The 13,268-nt window shown below is 68.8% G+C and carries 11 protein-coding genes; all 11 read right to left on the minus strand.

The genetic code is table 11. The features are described 5' to 3' along the window. Nucleotides 1-113: 113 nt before the first annotated feature. Complete coding sequence (locus VQ065_RS15080) at nucleotides 114-650, minus strand: HIT family protein (protein WP_003088158.1); 537 nt, start codon at nucleotides 648-650, stop codon at nucleotides 114-116. Nucleotides 651-692: 42 nt separating this feature from the next. Next, complete coding sequence (locus VQ065_RS15085; RefSeq protein WP_003088160.1) at nucleotides 693-2,333, minus strand: alpha/beta hydrolase family protein; 1,641 nt, start codon at nucleotides 2,331-2,333, stop codon at nucleotides 693-695. Next, complete coding sequence (locus VQ065_RS15090; protein WP_014603727.1) at nucleotides 2,330-3,541, minus strand: MFS transporter; 1,212 nt, start codon at nucleotides 3,539-3,541, stop codon at nucleotides 2,330-2,332. The genes VQ065_RS15085 and VQ065_RS15090 overlap by 4 nt, the downstream gene beginning before the upstream one ends. Before the next feature lies 1 nt (nucleotide 3,542). Beyond that, nucleotides 3,543-3,731, minus strand: a complete 189-nt coding sequence (locus VQ065_RS15095; protein ID WP_003088166.1) for a hypothetical protein — start codon at nucleotides 3,729-3,731, stop codon at nucleotides 3,543-3,545. Next, on the minus strand, nucleotides 3,728-4,879 hold the full coding sequence (locus VQ065_RS15100; RefSeq protein WP_003088170.1) for a PepSY-associated TM helix domain-containing protein: 1,152 nt from the start codon (nucleotides 4,877-4,879) through the stop codon (nucleotides 3,728-3,730). The genes VQ065_RS15095 and VQ065_RS15100 overlap by 4 nt, the downstream gene beginning before the upstream one ends. A gap of 40 nt (nucleotides 4,880-4,919) precedes the next feature. Next, nucleotides 4,920-7,334, minus strand: coding sequence for a TonB-dependent receptor (locus tag VQ065_RS15105; RefSeq protein WP_003088172.1), 2,415 nt, complete (start codon nucleotides 7,332-7,334; stop codon nucleotides 4,920-4,922). A 208-nt stretch (nucleotides 7,335-7,542) separates the two neighbouring features. Then, on the minus strand, nucleotides 7,543-8,493 hold the full coding sequence (locus VQ065_RS15110; protein ID WP_014603728.1) for a FecR domain-containing protein: 951 nt from the start codon (nucleotides 8,491-8,493) through the stop codon (nucleotides 7,543-7,545). Continuing rightward, on the minus strand, nucleotides 8,490-8,996 hold the full coding sequence (locus VQ065_RS15115; protein ID WP_003088185.1) for a sigma-70 family RNA polymerase sigma factor: 507 nt from the start codon (nucleotides 8,994-8,996) through the stop codon (nucleotides 8,490-8,492). The genes VQ065_RS15110 and VQ065_RS15115 overlap by 4 nt, the downstream gene beginning before the upstream one ends. A gap of 91 nt (nucleotides 8,997-9,087) precedes the next feature. Next, nucleotides 9,088-9,768: a hypothetical protein gene (locus VQ065_RS15120; RefSeq protein WP_003088189.1), complete on the minus strand. Its 681-nt coding sequence runs from the start codon at nucleotides 9,766-9,768 to the stop codon at nucleotides 9,088-9,090. Between the two features lie 106 nt (nucleotides 9,769-9,874). Further along, on the minus strand, nucleotides 9,875-11,101 hold the full coding sequence (locus tag VQ065_RS15125; protein WP_003112111.1) for a DUF2599 domain-containing protein: 1,227 nt from the start codon (nucleotides 11,099-11,101) through the stop codon (nucleotides 9,875-9,877). A gap of 567 nt (nucleotides 11,102-11,668) precedes the next feature. Next, nucleotides 11,669-13,216 (minus strand): PucR family transcriptional regulator, encoded by a 1,548-nt coding sequence (locus tag VQ065_RS15130; protein WP_003088194.1) that lies wholly within the window; start codon nucleotides 13,214-13,216, stop codon nucleotides 11,669-11,671. Between the last annotated feature and the right edge of the window lie 52 nt (nucleotides 13,217-13,268).

The following is a 13,268-nucleotide window of genomic DNA, read 5'->3' on the forward strand; positions in this document are numbered from 1 at the left end:
TTTGAAATTCTTTTGCCGCTGGCGAAACGGTTAGGGCGCGTCATTTATTGCGCAAATCCGCGCCAAATTTCGCGCCGCGCTACATCCGTTTCACGGTGGATAACCGCATGCGGTCATGCGCCCTGCGCGGGCTCGGAGTCCGGCCCAGGCGATGTTCGGGGTTGGACGCCGTAGCCGAAGGCCCGGCGCAATCCGGCGATCGCCTGTTGCCGATCCATGCCGCGCACGGCCGGCGGATCGGCGCGTTCGCAGAACTCGCGCCAGACGAACAGGGTCAGCTCGGCGCCATCGGTAAGGGGTTCGGCGGTCGGCACGCCGAACTGCTGGAGCGTCCGGTAGCGCGTGTCCTCCCAGAACAGTTCCTCGACCCAGTCGTACAGTGGAATCAGGTGGAAATGCACCGGCAGGCCGGGCATGTGGCCGTAGCGGCCGACATAGATGCGTCGCGGCCGCAGCAGCGCGTCCATTTCGCGCTCGACCCTGGCCAGCAGCGGCCCGAATTCGGCGAGGGCTTGTTCCGGCAGTTGGTGGAAGGCCGTCGCCGGTTGCCGCGAGCCGAGCATGCAGTAGCCGGGCAGGGCCGAGTCGATCCGCTGGTTCAGCGTCCAGTGGCGGGTCTGGTGGATGATCAGCTCGGGCGGGATATGCATGGGGCGGCGCTCCGCAGATGGGGCGCCCACTGTAACCCGTCGTCAGGGAAGATCCAGCCCGGTCTTGCGCCGTTTCATATCGTCGATGCGTTGTCGCAGCGCCAGGCGCTGGGCTTCCGGCTTGGCCAGCCACCAGTCGCGCACCGCCGAGTTGTCGTAGCGCGTCAGCCAGGCGGGGAAGCGCGCCATCTGCGCTTGCGGAAAGTCGTTGGCGCGGCCGCGCAGGTAGTGATCGAAGAAACCCAGCACCAGGGCATTGGGAGCCTGGATGAGGACTTCCGTCGGTGCCGAGCCGAGCAGCCCGTCGCGCAGCGGCCGGCGGATGAACAGCGGATTGTCGGTAAGCCCGGCATGGGCCGAATCGCGCAGTACCAGGCGATGAATGTCCTGGCGCTGGCCGGCGTGCTCGAAGCGTTCGTAGGAAAAGTCGTTGAAGCTTCTCGGGCGGGCCGGCGCTTCGATACCGAACAGCCGGTAGAAGTTGCCAAGGTCGGCGTGCAGCATCAGCAGCGGCGCCGGGAAATCGCTATCGAAGGGCGCGAAGTCGAAGTCGCCGCCGTCGAGGTTGACGGCCGCCGCGCAGCGTCGGTCGACCATGCAGACCGCGCCGGTGGTCGAGCCGCCGAAGGACATGCCCATCTCGCCGGTGTGCGCGAAGTCGCTGGCGGCCACCAGGTCGGCGACCCTGTCCGGGACCTCGCCGGCCTGCAGGCGGTCATGGACGAACAGGCGGTCGGCCAGCCATACCGGCGCGCTGAGGTTGACGGCGCGGTTGGCCGGGGCGGGCAGGTCGAGGGCGGTGTGCAACTGGCCGTCGAGGCGCTGGTCGAGATCGTCGCTGACATAGCCCTGGCGCATGGCCTGCGGCAAGCCGTCGTGGGCGGCCCGACGCAGGTGTTCGACCAGCCCGGGGTCCATGGGCAGCAGCGTGCCGTCGGGCAGGCGGGTCGGCGACGCGTCGCCGCTGTGCTGAATGGCGTAGACCGCGTAGCCGTGGCTGGCCAGTTCTTCCATCAGGGTCCAGTTGCCGCCGGCGAAGGCGCTGTAGCCATGACTGTAGAACACCACCGGCAGGCGAGCGGAATCGTCGCGCAGCGGGGCGTCCGGATAGGAATTGGTGCGCAGGTGCTTGAGGTAGGCGAGCAACGGCGGAAAGCCGAGTATTTCACCGAAGCCTCGCGCGGTGCTGCGCGCCTCGCCTGGATCGAAATAGTGACGCGGCGCGGCGCCGGCGATCGGGCGTGCCGGGTACCAGGCGCGTACCAGCAGGCGCCGCGGTTGTCCGGCCGGGGCGCCGAGCAGGCCGGGTCGGCTGGGGTCGTCCAGTTCGAAATCGCGCACGCCGACCGCATAGGGGCCGCTCGGCGCCGGCAGCGGCGCGACCGGGAACAGGTACAGCGCGGCGATTGCCAGCAGCACCAGCAGGCCGTACAGCGAACCGGTCCGGAACGGCAGGCCGCGCACGGGCTTCCGGCGCAGGCAGGCGCCGAGCAGCAGGGAGAAACCGGCGAAGGCGCCGACGGAGGCTTGCCAGCGGTCGTCCCATGCAGCGTACAGGCCGGCGCCGAGCGCCAGCGTCGAGGCGAGCGCCAGCAGGCCACGGCGGCCGGGCAGGGCGGGTATCCACCAGGCGAGCAGGGCCGCCAGCAGGGTCGCGACCAGCAGCAGGTCGACAGCGGTCATGGTGCTTCGCTCCTCGTTTCCACGGGGCGCGTCGGTTGGCTCGGCCAGAACGCCGCCAGCGCCAGCAGCAGACCGACCAGCGCGTAGGGGGCGCGGCTGTCCAATTGGTGGAGCAGCGCGCCGAGCAGCGGCCCGCTGATCAGGCCGAAGCCATGTACGGCCACCAGGGTGCCGGCGGCGGCACCCTGTTCCTCGGCGCGCACGGCATTGGCGTTGAGCGCCGAGACTGCCGGGAACACCCAACCCATGCCCGCCGCGGCGACGAAGAAGGCCAGCCAGAGCAGCGGCGGCGAGTCGGCGAAGCACACGGCGGCGAAACCGATGGCGGCGACCAGCCCGCCGACCCGGATCAGTCGCGGCGGTGGCCAGTCCAGGCGGCGCACCAGGAGCTGGGCCAGGATCAGCGCGACGCCCACGGCGGTCAGGGCGATGCCGGCCACCCGCGCGGCGTCGGCGGAATCCAGGCGCAGCCGGTCGAGGGCGAAGAAGCCCACGGTGATCTGCGCCACGGTGACGCTGAACATCGCCACGAAGCCCACCGCCAGCGGCCGCCGCAGGCGGCGGTCGCCGATCGCCAGGGCGGCGCCGCGGTTCGGCTGGCGACGCTCCTCGCGCGGCAGCCAGCGCCAGAGCGCCAGCAGGGCGACCAGGGGCAGCGCGCCGGTGACCAGCAACGGCAGGACCAACCCGTGAGTCGCCAGCAGTCCGGCCAGCCCCGGCCCGATCACCATGCCTATCGCGCTGGCCGCGCCGAGTCCGGCCAGCGCCGCGGCGCGTCGTTGCGCCTCGACGTGATCGGCCACCAGTGCCGCCGTGCAGGCTGGCACCGCGGCGTAGAAACCGCCGGCGAGGCCGCGCAGGAGAACGATACCGGCGAAGGCGAGCAGGGTCGGCAACGTCCAGTGCAGGGCGAGCACGATGAACAGGCAGAGCGAGGCGTAGGAGAGGACGAAGCCGGCCAGCCCGCCGAGCAGTATCCGCCGTCGCCCATGCCGGTCGCTGGCGATGCCCCAGGGCCGCGCCGCGAGCATCCAGGCGATGCCGCCGACGGTCACCGCGGCGCCGGCCTGCCAGGGCGCCAGGCCGAGCTTGCGGGCGAGCGGGCCGACCAGGGCGACGAAGGACATCACCGCGAGGGTGCAGACGAAGGTCTCGAACATCAGCGGACGCAGGTCCAGGGTGTTGGTGGAGGGCGGCGAGGTGGTCATCTCAGGGGTTCCTTCGGGTTCGCGGCAGGCGCAGCCAGACCCAGCCGACCAGCACCAGCGGAGTGCCCAGGGCGAGCCAGGAGAGCAGGTCGTAGAGGCCGTCGCCGAGCAGCGCCGAGAGCAGCCCGAAGAGGCCGAGCAGGGCCAGTAGCAGGGGCCAGCGGAAGATCATCCAGAGACCGCGCCTCATGCCTTGCCCTCCGTCGCCAGGCTGCCGTCCGGCAGTTCCGCCAGGCGCTTCTCCAATGGCGTCTTGCGTCGGCCGAGCCAGAGGTAGAGACCGCTGGCGAGGATGACGATGCTGACGAGGTCGAGCAGCGCCCAGACGATCTTCAGCGGCATGCCGCCGTAGTCGCCAAAGTGCAGCGGCTGCGACAGCAGGAGCGTCTTCACGTACAGCGGCATCTCGCGCATGTCGGTGAGTTCGCCGCTCTGCGCGTCGATCAGTGCCGGCTTCAGCAGGCGCTCGGTGAGCGGCGTGTTGCCGCGCATGAACACCGCATAGTGATGCTGGCTGCTGAACTGGGTGCCGGGGAAGCCGACGAAGCTGACCTCCATGTCCGGCGCCGCCCGGCGTGCCGTGGCCAGGGCCGCGTCGAGCGAGCCGAGGCGCTGTAGCGGTGGCGCGTCCTTGTAGGGCGCGGTCATTTCCGCCAACTGCCCGCCTTGCCAGAGCATCAGGATCGGCAGGGCCAGGGTGTTGATCACCCCGGTCACGCCGACCACCAGTACCCAGGACAGGGTGACGATGCCCAGCAGGTTGTGCAGGTCCAGCCACTTCAGACGACGGCTGCGTTCGGCGCGTACCGTGGCGAAGTCCAGCTTGCGCATGAACGGCGTGTATACCACCACCCCGGACACCAGCGAGGCCACCAGCAGCAGGCCCATCAGGCCGAGGAACAGGTAGCCGGGCAGGCCGAGGAACAGGTCGGTGTGCAGCTTCAGCATCAGGTACATGAAGCCGCCCGGCGGCGGCAGCGCGTCGAAGAATTCCCCGGTACGCGCGTCGAACGGCTGCATGTGGCCGTTCTCCGGCGGCGGTACCAGGCTCGGCGCGCTGATCACCAGGCCCAGCGGGTCGTCCTTTTCGAATACCAGGAAGCGCACCACTTCGCCCGGCCGGGCGGCCAGGGCGCGGGCGATCACGTCGTCGTAGTCGATGCGCGGCGACTCGGCGGTGAGCGGCTCGAGCTGCGGATGCGGCTCGAAGTAGTGCTCGATCTCCTCGTGGAAGATCAGCGGCAACCCGGTGAGGCAAAGCATCAGCAGGAAGATCGTGGAGATCAGGCTGGTCCATTTGTGCACCAGGTACCAGGTGCGCAGGGTTTTCGCGGTCATAGGCTGGTCATCGGCGGTTTCTGGTTATGGTGGGGCGGACTCAGAAGTCCGCCGTGAGGGAAAGGGAAAGGGTGCGCGGCGAGCTGATCGACAGGTAGCCGTTGGCTGCGGTCCAGTAGTCCTTGCCCAGCGCGTTCTCCAGGTTGGCGCGCGCCACCAGCGGCTTGCCGGCGACCTGGAAGGCGTAGGCGGCGCCGAGGTCGACGCGGTTCCAGTGCGGCACGGAGAGGGCGTTGGCGCTGTCCACATAGGCCGAGCCGGTGTAGATCCAGCGGCTGTCGAGGGTCAGTCCGTCGACGAACGGGGTGTCCCAGCTGACCCCCAGGTTGGCCTGGCGACGGGCCACGCCGGGCGCGTCCTTGCCTTCGCTGGCAGGGTCGCCGGTCTTGTTCTGCTCGGGCTTGATGTAGGTGGCGCCGGCCATCACCCGCACGCCGTCCAGGGGTTCGCCATAGAGGCTCAGCTCCACGCCGCGGTTGCGTTGCTCGCCGTCGGCGCGGAAGACGTTGCTGGCGTCGGTATAGGCGTTCGGTTTCCTGATCTCGAACAGCGCCAGGGTGGTGGTGAAGCCGCCCAGGTCGTACTTGGCGCCGATCTCGTATTGCTCGGCCTTGTATGGTGCCAGCACCTGGCCGGCGTTGGCCGCGGTCATCGGCGCCGCCTCGCCCTGGCTGAGGCCCTGGATGTAGTTGGCGTACAGCGACAGGTCCTGCAGCGGCTTGACCAGCACGCTGGCCATCGGCGTCCACACGTGCCGCTTGTCGTGGCTGGTGCGCGCGCCGCTGGTCTGGTCGTAGTTGCGCGACTCGATCTGCTGGCGGCGCACGCCCAGGGTGACCTGCACGCGATCCTCGAGGAACGACAGCCTGTCGGCCAGCGCCACGCCGCCGAGGTCGGTTTCATTGGTCTTCGGAATGCTCCCGTCGAGGCTGGAGAAGTCCGGCAGCGGCGTATGCGGCGAGGTCTGGTAGAGGTTGCCCGGCTGCATCCCGGTGAAGGCATAGACCATGCCCAGCCGTTCGTGCAGGCGGTTGGCGCTGAGCGTCCAGTCGTGGCGGAGCGGGCCGATGTCGAAGTTGCCGCGCAGGCCGACCTCGGCGGAATAGGTGCGGCGGTCGCCGCGCTGGCGTGCCAGGCTGTTGACGATATCGCCCTGGTTGCCGATGAGGATGCTGTTGGCGGCGATGGTTTCGTAGTTGCTCTGGCGACCGCCGATGCTGGCGAACGCCGTCAGGTTGTCGGCGAGGTCGTACTCGCCGCGGTTGACCATGGAGTAATCCTCCTGGTCCAGGTAGGAATCGCGCAGGCCGAAGCGTGTCTTCGAGTCCGGGGCGTGGGGGATGTGAGTGGTTCCCGGGCCGGTCAGCAGCGGGCGCACCACGCCTTCCAGGCTTTCCTTCTGGTACAGCAGGTCGCTGGACAGGCGCAGGCGCTCGCCACGGAAGTCCAGGCCCAGGGAGAGCATGGGAAACTCGCGGCTCTGATGGTCGACGGCGGTATCGCCGTTGCGGTAGACGCCGTTGAAGCGCACGCCGAAGGCGTTGTTCTCGCCAAAGCGTCGGCCGATGTCGAGGTGAGTGCCGAGCTGGCCGCGCTGGGTCCAGTCGACGCTGACGCGGGTCAGCGGCTGGTCGTCGGCGCGCTTGGGCACCAGGTTGATGGTGCCGCCGACGCTGCCGCCGGGGGAAATCCCGCCGAGCAGGGCGTTCGGTCCCTTGAGCACTTCCACGCGCTCGGCGAATTCGATCGGTACCCGCCAGAACGGCAGCAGGCCATAGAGGCCGTTGAAGGCGACGTCGGCGTTCTGCACGCTGAAGCCGCGAATCGTGTAGCTGTCCACCAGGTCGCCGCGCCCGCCGACCACCCGCACCGACGGATCGTTGGCCTGTAGCAGGTCGGCGACGCTGCGCGCCTGCTGCTGCTCAATGGTCCTGGCGGTGTAGCTGGTGATGCTGAATGGCGCATCCATCACGTCGGCGTTGCCCAGCATGCCCAGGCGCGCGCCACGCGCCACCTGGCCGCCGGCGTACTCGGCGGGCAGGGTCTCGGCACCGGCGGCCTGGGCGGTGATCAGCGAGGATTGCAGTTCCAGCGCGCCATCGGTGGCTGCCGGCACCAGGGTGTAGCTGCCATCGCTGCGCTGCTGCAACTCCAGGCCGCTGCCCAGCAGCAGGCGGTGCAGCGCCTCGAGCGGCGCGTAGCGGCCGCGCAGGGCGACGCTGCGGCGACCCTCGGTGAGCGCCGGGTCGAACGCCAGGGACACCCCGTTGTCGCTGGCGAAGGCCGACAGGGTGCGACCGAGCGGGCCGGGGGTGATGTCATAGCTGCGCGCCGAGCTGGCGGCGGGCGCCTCGGCGGCAAGCAGGTCGGGGGCCGCGCCGGCGAGGGCGAGGGTCATGGCGGCGGCGTGGATGGCCAGGGACAGCGAACGGGGGTGAAGCGTGCGTACGGGCATGTACAGGGTTCCTCGTGGTCTCTGCGGACCTTGGGTCGGGGCGGATTCCTCTACTTGCCAGCCGAGAAGGAAAAAGGTCTCAGGTCGAGGCGGTTATTTTTCTGCGGAGCACGGTATGTCGATGGCAACGCCTGTTCCGGCGCAGCGGCGGACGGCCTGCCGGGGTGGACGCGAGGGGGCGGTTGCCACGGGGATGGCGGCCGCGCCGTCACGCCGGTACCAGGCTGATCCAGTAGTCGGTCACCCCGCGCACCTTCAGCGGATAGGTGGCCTGCAGCATGCCCAGCGTGCGCCGCAGGTCCAGCAGCGGATAGGCGCCCGACACCGCCAGCCTGGCCAGTTGCGGGTCGCAGCGCAGTAAGCCGCGACGATAGCGGGCGAGTTCGGCGAGCACCTCGGCCAGCGGCATCCGGTCGGCCATCAGCATGCCGCGGGTCCAGGCGTCCGGCAGGCCGTCGAAGGCCAGCCGGCGCGCTTCGCCGTCGGTGCCCAGGCGCACCGACTCGCCGCTTTCCAGCCAGCGCCCGCGTCCGTGGAGCGGGCTCAGTTCGACCCGCCCGGCGAGTACCGCGACCCGGGTCGCGGCCATCTCCTGGCGTACGTTGAAGCGGGCGGCACCGGCATGCAGCCGCGCTTCGGCGGTGGCGACGCGGAACGGACGCGGGTCGGTGCGGCTATCGACGAAGATCTCGCCGCGCAGCAGGCGTACCAGCCGCTGGCTGGCGTCGAAGGCGAGGTCCACGGCGCTGTCGGTGTTCAGGGTCAGCAGGCTGCCGTCGGGCAGGGTCAGGCGGCGCTGTTCGCCGACGCCGGTGCGCTGGTCGGCCAGCCAGTCGCGCAACGGCTCGGCCTGCCAGGTGGCGAGCCCCAGCGAGGCGCCGCCGAGGACCAGGGCGAGGTGCTTGATCGCGCGCCGCCGGTCCAGCCCGCGCTCGCGGCCGAGGGTCGGCAGGGCCAGCGCCGGCGGCAGTCGGCCGAGGCATTGCAGCAGGCGCTCGGCGCGCTCCCAGGCATGGGCGTGCTGTGGGCTGCGCTGCCGCCACTGGGCGCACGCCTGGCGCGTGTCGTCGGTGCAGCCGCTGTCCTGCAGGCGCACCAGCCACTCGGCGGCCTCGTCGAGGATCGGCGAGGAAATCCGGCCTTCGCCCGCGGAATTCATTCCATCAGCTCCAGGCACTGGCGGAAGGCCTGCTGCATGTAGCGCTTGACCGAGCCCAGGGACACGCCCAGGCGCTCGGCGATGGCTTCGTACTTCAGGCCTTCGATCTGCGCCAGGAGAAACGCCTGGCGGACCCTGTCCGGCAGGCTGCCGAGCAGGGCGTCTACTTCATGCAGGGTTTCCAGCACCATCAACCGCTGTTCCGGCGGCGGCGCGAGGTCTTCCGGGAGGTTGGCCAGGGCATCGAGGTAGGCGCGCTCCAGCGACTGGCGCTGGAACCAGTTGATCATCAGCCCCTTGGCGACGGTGGTCAGGTAGGCGCGCGGTTCGCGCGCATCCAGTACCCGGCGCGAGGCGAGCAGGCGGGCGAAGGTGTCCTGGGCCAGGTCGGCGGCGTTTTCCGCGCAGCCCAGGCGTCGCCGCAACCAGCCTTGCAGCCAGCCATGGTGGTCCTGATAGAGATGGCTCACAGCGTCGTGCAGGGAGGCGTCGGCCGGCGGCATGGAGGGGATCGCTGTTGTAATTGAGAATGAGTCTCATACTACTTACAGCGAGGGCATGCCTACAAGTCCCCCGGATCGGCGGCGCAGCGCCTCAGGCGTTTTCCAGGCCGTACTGGAAGAAAGCCATGTCGGCCAGGCGCCCGGTGGGGTAGAGGAGCCCCTTGCGGGCGGTCTCCAGGCGCGGGAACGACAGCCTTTCTTCGCCGATCAGGCGGTGCAGCGCGGTGAGGGTCCCGCCGTTGACGCTCGTCAGGCCCCGGCGTGGATACAGCGCGCGACAGGCGGCCAGGTAGTGGCGGTCGAGGGCGGGAAACTCGCCCCAGACGCCGAGCAGGATCTTGCTCTTCAGGGTGTCGGTCCAGCTCACCCGGCTGCTGAGGGCATCCATCGACCCGAGCACCGTTTCCAGCAGCTTGCGGTTGTGCGCCAGGCGCGCGCCGTTGCCGGCGAAATCCACCAGGGACAGCTCGAAGAGTTCCGCTCCGGCACCGCTGAAGAGCTGCCGGGCCAGCGCTTTCATCAGGTCCAGGTTGCTGTTCTGCAGCAGTCCCGAGGAGCCACGGAACATGCCCCAGTTGGCCAGGTAGAAACCCAGGTGCAGGGCGGTGGTGTCGAGCTGTTCGGGGGCGGTCAGGTCGTCCCAGCTGCGACTGGGGTCCCAGACATACTCCCAGAGGTACTCCCAGGCCCTCAGGCGCGGGTATTCGTTGCCCGGGGCGGGCGCCAGGCTGGCGTAGTAGCGGTGGACATAGCGGGCGGCATCGAAAGCCATGCGTTCGTTCCCTGGCGGCTTGGAAAGACGGCATGGTAGAGCGTGTGATATCAAAAGGCCATGTCGCTGTTCGCAGGGGGCGCCGTAGCGCCCCCGCGGAGCGGCCTCAGGTGTTATTGCAGCCCTTGGCGATGGAGTCCTCGTTGGAGGTGTACGGCCGCGAGGGTTCCAGGTTCCACTCGGGCTTGTTGCGGGCGACGTTGAAGTGGCAGACCAGTTGTCGGCGCATGCTGCCGATATTGCTGTCGCGGTTGTCCGGGTTGTCCTTCCATTCGCTGTCCAGGTAGTGGTCGACCACCAGCTCGTTGAAGAAATTGTTGGTCTGGTTGTCCTGGATCTTGCGCCCGCAATCGGTCGGTACCACTTCCAGGGTCATGATCTTCTTCCTGAAGCCCGGATCGTCGCGCTCCACCCAGGTGGCGCTTTCCACATAGCGCTCGCAGGCATTCTTCTCGCTGGTCGGGTAGATCGCCTGCTTACGCCCGTCGTAGGCGAACTGCGCGTCCTGCTGGCGGGTCTGCGGCAGTCGCATGTTGATGATCGGGAGGAATGCCTGGACCGACTGGTACCACTGGATCTGGTTGAGCCGAGCGCCCTCCAGGCCGGCGTCCTCGGTGTAGAACGCGGCGAGGATCGACGGCGACTTCGGCGGGTTTTCCTCCCACTTGGCCAGGCGCAGTTCGTTCTGGGTGGTGAAGGATTCGTCGGCGATCTGCGCCATCGCCCGGATGCTCTGGTAGAAGGCCGGGCCGGCGGCGGTATTGCGCTCGTCGCGGACGTCGAAGGAGCACTGCCGCGAATGGTCACCGCGGTTCTGCCGGTAGTTCGCCGCCCACTGCTCGGCGGTGCTGACGTTGATGTCCTGGCAGGACTTCTCGACGCTGTTCGGCGTGCGCCGCGAATCGGTGCAACCCTGCTGGGCGCGGTCGTCGGTGGCGGCGTCGATGGGGAAGGAACAGAGCACCGCATAGTCCTGGTGGTCCTTCGGATTACCGAAGATGGTGTCGAAGATGAAGCCACTCTTCAGGCCATAGGCGAGCTTGCGGTACTTGGCGTCCTTGCGCAGGTAGGAGGCGGAGACGCCGCCGCTTTTCTGGCTCTTCGGACTGATGCTGTAGAACATGTAGTCGGTCGAAGGCCAGGTGGCGCGGAACAGCACGCCGGAACAGAGGAATGCCGGCTTCGACGGTCCGCCGCAATCCTGGCGGGTGTCGTTGTACAACTGGTTGAGCCGGGCGACCACGTCGTTGCCCCGGTCGGCCTGGGCCGCGGGTGTCAGCGCCAGGCCGGCGGCGGCGAGAAGGTAGAGAAAGGTGGATCTGCTTCCGTTCATGGGATGGACTCCACGCAGGTTCGAAGGAGCGGGCCGGGGGCGGCCCGGTTGGTCCCGATGGGGACGAGCGCGACGGGCGGATCGCGGGGGATGAAGCGCTTGCGACGGCATGGCCGTCGGCGTTGGGACGTCAGTGGGGCGTGGTGGCGCCAGTCTGCAACCGGGCGCTGCCGGGAATGCCGGGTGACCCCGGCGGGCGCTGGGCGGCGGGGGCCTGCCGAGCGCGTGGGGGAAGTCGCTCGAGGGAGGCGGTGAAGACCGCCGGCGGAGATACGAATAGGGTGGGTAGCGGGGCGGATACAGCGTCGATTCCGTTACGCATCGCAGGCCTCCTTTGCGCCGCGCCGATGGGCTTCCGTCTTACCGTTCGAGCCTAGAAGCGCGGGCCGCGCCGCTCCAGCGGCGGGGTGGCTAGCTAGCAAGGGGGATTAATGCATTCGCAACGGCGCTCGCTGCGATGCACCGTGGTCCGGCATCCACAGGCCACGCCGCTGTCGGGCAACCGTTCCTGGCCGCGCCTGTTGGCGGCGGCGTCGCCCTGCAAGCGCCAGGTGTCGGGTTCCGCCGTCAGTCCATGTCGCCGCCATGGTGCGCGGACTGCTCCAGGAGGCTGCTCCTCGCCGTCCTGCCCCTAGCTTCCGGCGACAGCCGGGTTGCCTGCAAGGCGAACCAGAGGGTCGCCACATCGGCGGTGCTGTCCAGCGAGCGACCGCTGATTTCCTCGATGCGGCGTATCCGGTAGACCAGGCTCTGCTTGTGTATGTGTAGCCGCTGCGCGGCGTTCAACCAGGACCTGTTTTCCTCGAGAAAGACCTGCAGCGTGTATAGCAGTGCAGAGCCATTGGCCGCGTCATAGTCGTGGAGGGCGCCGAGGACCAGGCGGAACGCCCGCTCGGCCTCGGCGAGGCTTCTGGGTAGCCAGGGCGCCTCGTCGTCCAGTTCCGCGTAGCGACACAACGGCCGCCGGGAATGGCTGTGGGCCAGGGCCAGGCGCGCTTCGCGCAAGGCCTCGGCGCAACGTTCGGCACGACGGAGCGGAGCGCTCATTCCCAGCGAGCTGTCCAGGGCTTCCTGCAGTGTCGAGGCGAGGCCGGCCTGGTGCAGCAGAATGATTTCCTGGCCTTGCGCGCGAACCAGCAGGCGTGAGTCGTGGCCCCGGAAAAGACCGATAGGGTCGGTCGCGAGCCCCTCGGAACTTGCCACGGAAACGACTGCATCGTCGTGATCGAGCCCGGGCAGCAGTTCCTCCAGCCGCTCCTCGGCTTGTTCCCGGTATAGCCGTCGTTGCAGCAGGTCGTCGAGCAATTCCGAACCCAGGCGCAGGTGGCGTTCGCTTTCGACGCGCAGCCGTTCGATCTCTATGCCGAGCACTGCCGTCAGGTGGTGCAGGAGGCTGTAGTCCGGCAGCCGCTCGCCCAGGGCTATCAGCAGGCAGTTCCGGTCGGAGGGAATGCCGATGCTGAGCGCTTCGCCTTCCGCGAGCGGATGGCGAAGGACCATCGGCTGCGGCTCCGCCTGCTCGCGACGGCGGTTGCGCAGCGCGTCGGCCAACTCCACGGGCAGCCCTGGCAGGCCTGGCTGCCAGGCCGCCAGGGTGTCGGGAACGATGAGGTAGAGGCTGCTCCGCACGTCCTTGCCGAGGCGTTGCAGCAGCGCCGGCAGGCCCAGTCCCTGCATGCTCAACCGGGCGCTTTCGTATATCCGGGCCAGGGCGTTGCGGCGCTCGTATTCGTCTTTCTGTCCCGCATCGACGATGGCCCGGGTCACGGCGGCGAAAGGGACGCCGTAGTGGGTGAGAATCAACGGGAAGCCCAGGGCCTCGGCCGTCTCGCGTAGGGCATCGAGGTCGCTCGGGGCTTCCATGTTCTCGCCGATCATCATGCCTGCCAGGCCGGCCTCGGCCAGTCTTCGGACGTAACGCCGTTGCCGCTCGGCGTCGCTCGGTATGCCCAGCCCGGTGGTCATCAGCAGGTCACCCTCGCCGAGCCATTCGGTGGGGTCGTCGAGTTCGCAGACATGCGCCCAGCGAACCGGGCGGTCGAGGCCGCCGGCTCCGCTCAGCAGGCGTGAACGGAGTTCGGGGAGGGCGATCAGGTGGCGGATGCTCTGCGGCATGTCCAGGAAACTCCAGGCATGGGCCTTCAGTGTAATCGCCCCGGGCGCAGGC

The sequence above is a fragment of the Pseudomonas sp. KBN10P06128 genome (assembly GCF_037574945.1).
GTDB lineage: Bacteria > Pseudomonadota > Gammaproteobacteria > Pseudomonadales > Pseudomonadaceae > Pseudomonas > Pseudomonas aeruginosa.

Excerpts from the sequence above, each read along its gene's own strand:
- VQ065_RS15080 (WP_003088158.1), bottom strand. The coding sequence starts at position 650 with ATGCATATCCCGCCCGAGCTGATCATCCACCAGACCCGCCACTGGACG.
- VQ065_RS15085 (WP_003088160.1), bottom strand. The coding sequence starts at position 2,333 with ATGACCGCTGTCGACCTGCTGCTGGTCGCGACCCTGCTGGCGGCCCTG.
- VQ065_RS15090 (WP_014603727.1), bottom strand. The coding sequence starts at position 3,541 with ATGACCACCTCGCCGCCCTCCACCAACACCCTGGACCTGCGTCCGCTG.
- VQ065_RS15095 (WP_003088166.1), bottom strand. The coding sequence starts at position 3,731 with ATGAGGCGCGGTCTCTGGATGATCTTCCGCTGGCCCCTGCTACTGGCC.
- VQ065_RS15100 (WP_003088170.1), bottom strand. The coding sequence starts at position 4,879 with ATGACCGCGAAAACCCTGCGCACCTGGTACCTGGTGCACAAATGGACC.
- VQ065_RS15105 (WP_003088172.1), bottom strand. The coding sequence starts at position 7,334 with ATGCCCGTACGCACGCTTCACCCCCGTTCGCTGTCCCTGGCCATCCAC.
- VQ065_RS15110 (WP_014603728.1), bottom strand. The coding sequence starts at position 8,493 with ATGAATTCCGCGGGCGAAGGCCGGATTTCCTCGCCGATCCTCGACGAG.
- VQ065_RS15115 (WP_003088185.1), bottom strand. The coding sequence starts at position 8,996 with ATGCCGCCGGCCGACGCCTCCCTGCACGACGCTGTGAGCCATCTCTAT.
- VQ065_RS15120 (WP_003088189.1), bottom strand. The coding sequence starts at position 9,768 with ATGGCTTTCGATGCCGCCCGCTATGTCCACCGCTACTACGCCAGCCTG.
- VQ065_RS15125 (WP_003112111.1), bottom strand. The coding sequence starts at position 11,101 with ATGAACGGAAGCAGATCCACCTTTCTCTACCTTCTCGCCGCCGCCGGC.
- VQ065_RS15130 (WP_003088194.1), bottom strand. The coding sequence starts at position 13,216 with ATGCCGCAGAGCATCCGCCACCTGATCGCCCTCCCCGAACTCCGTTCA.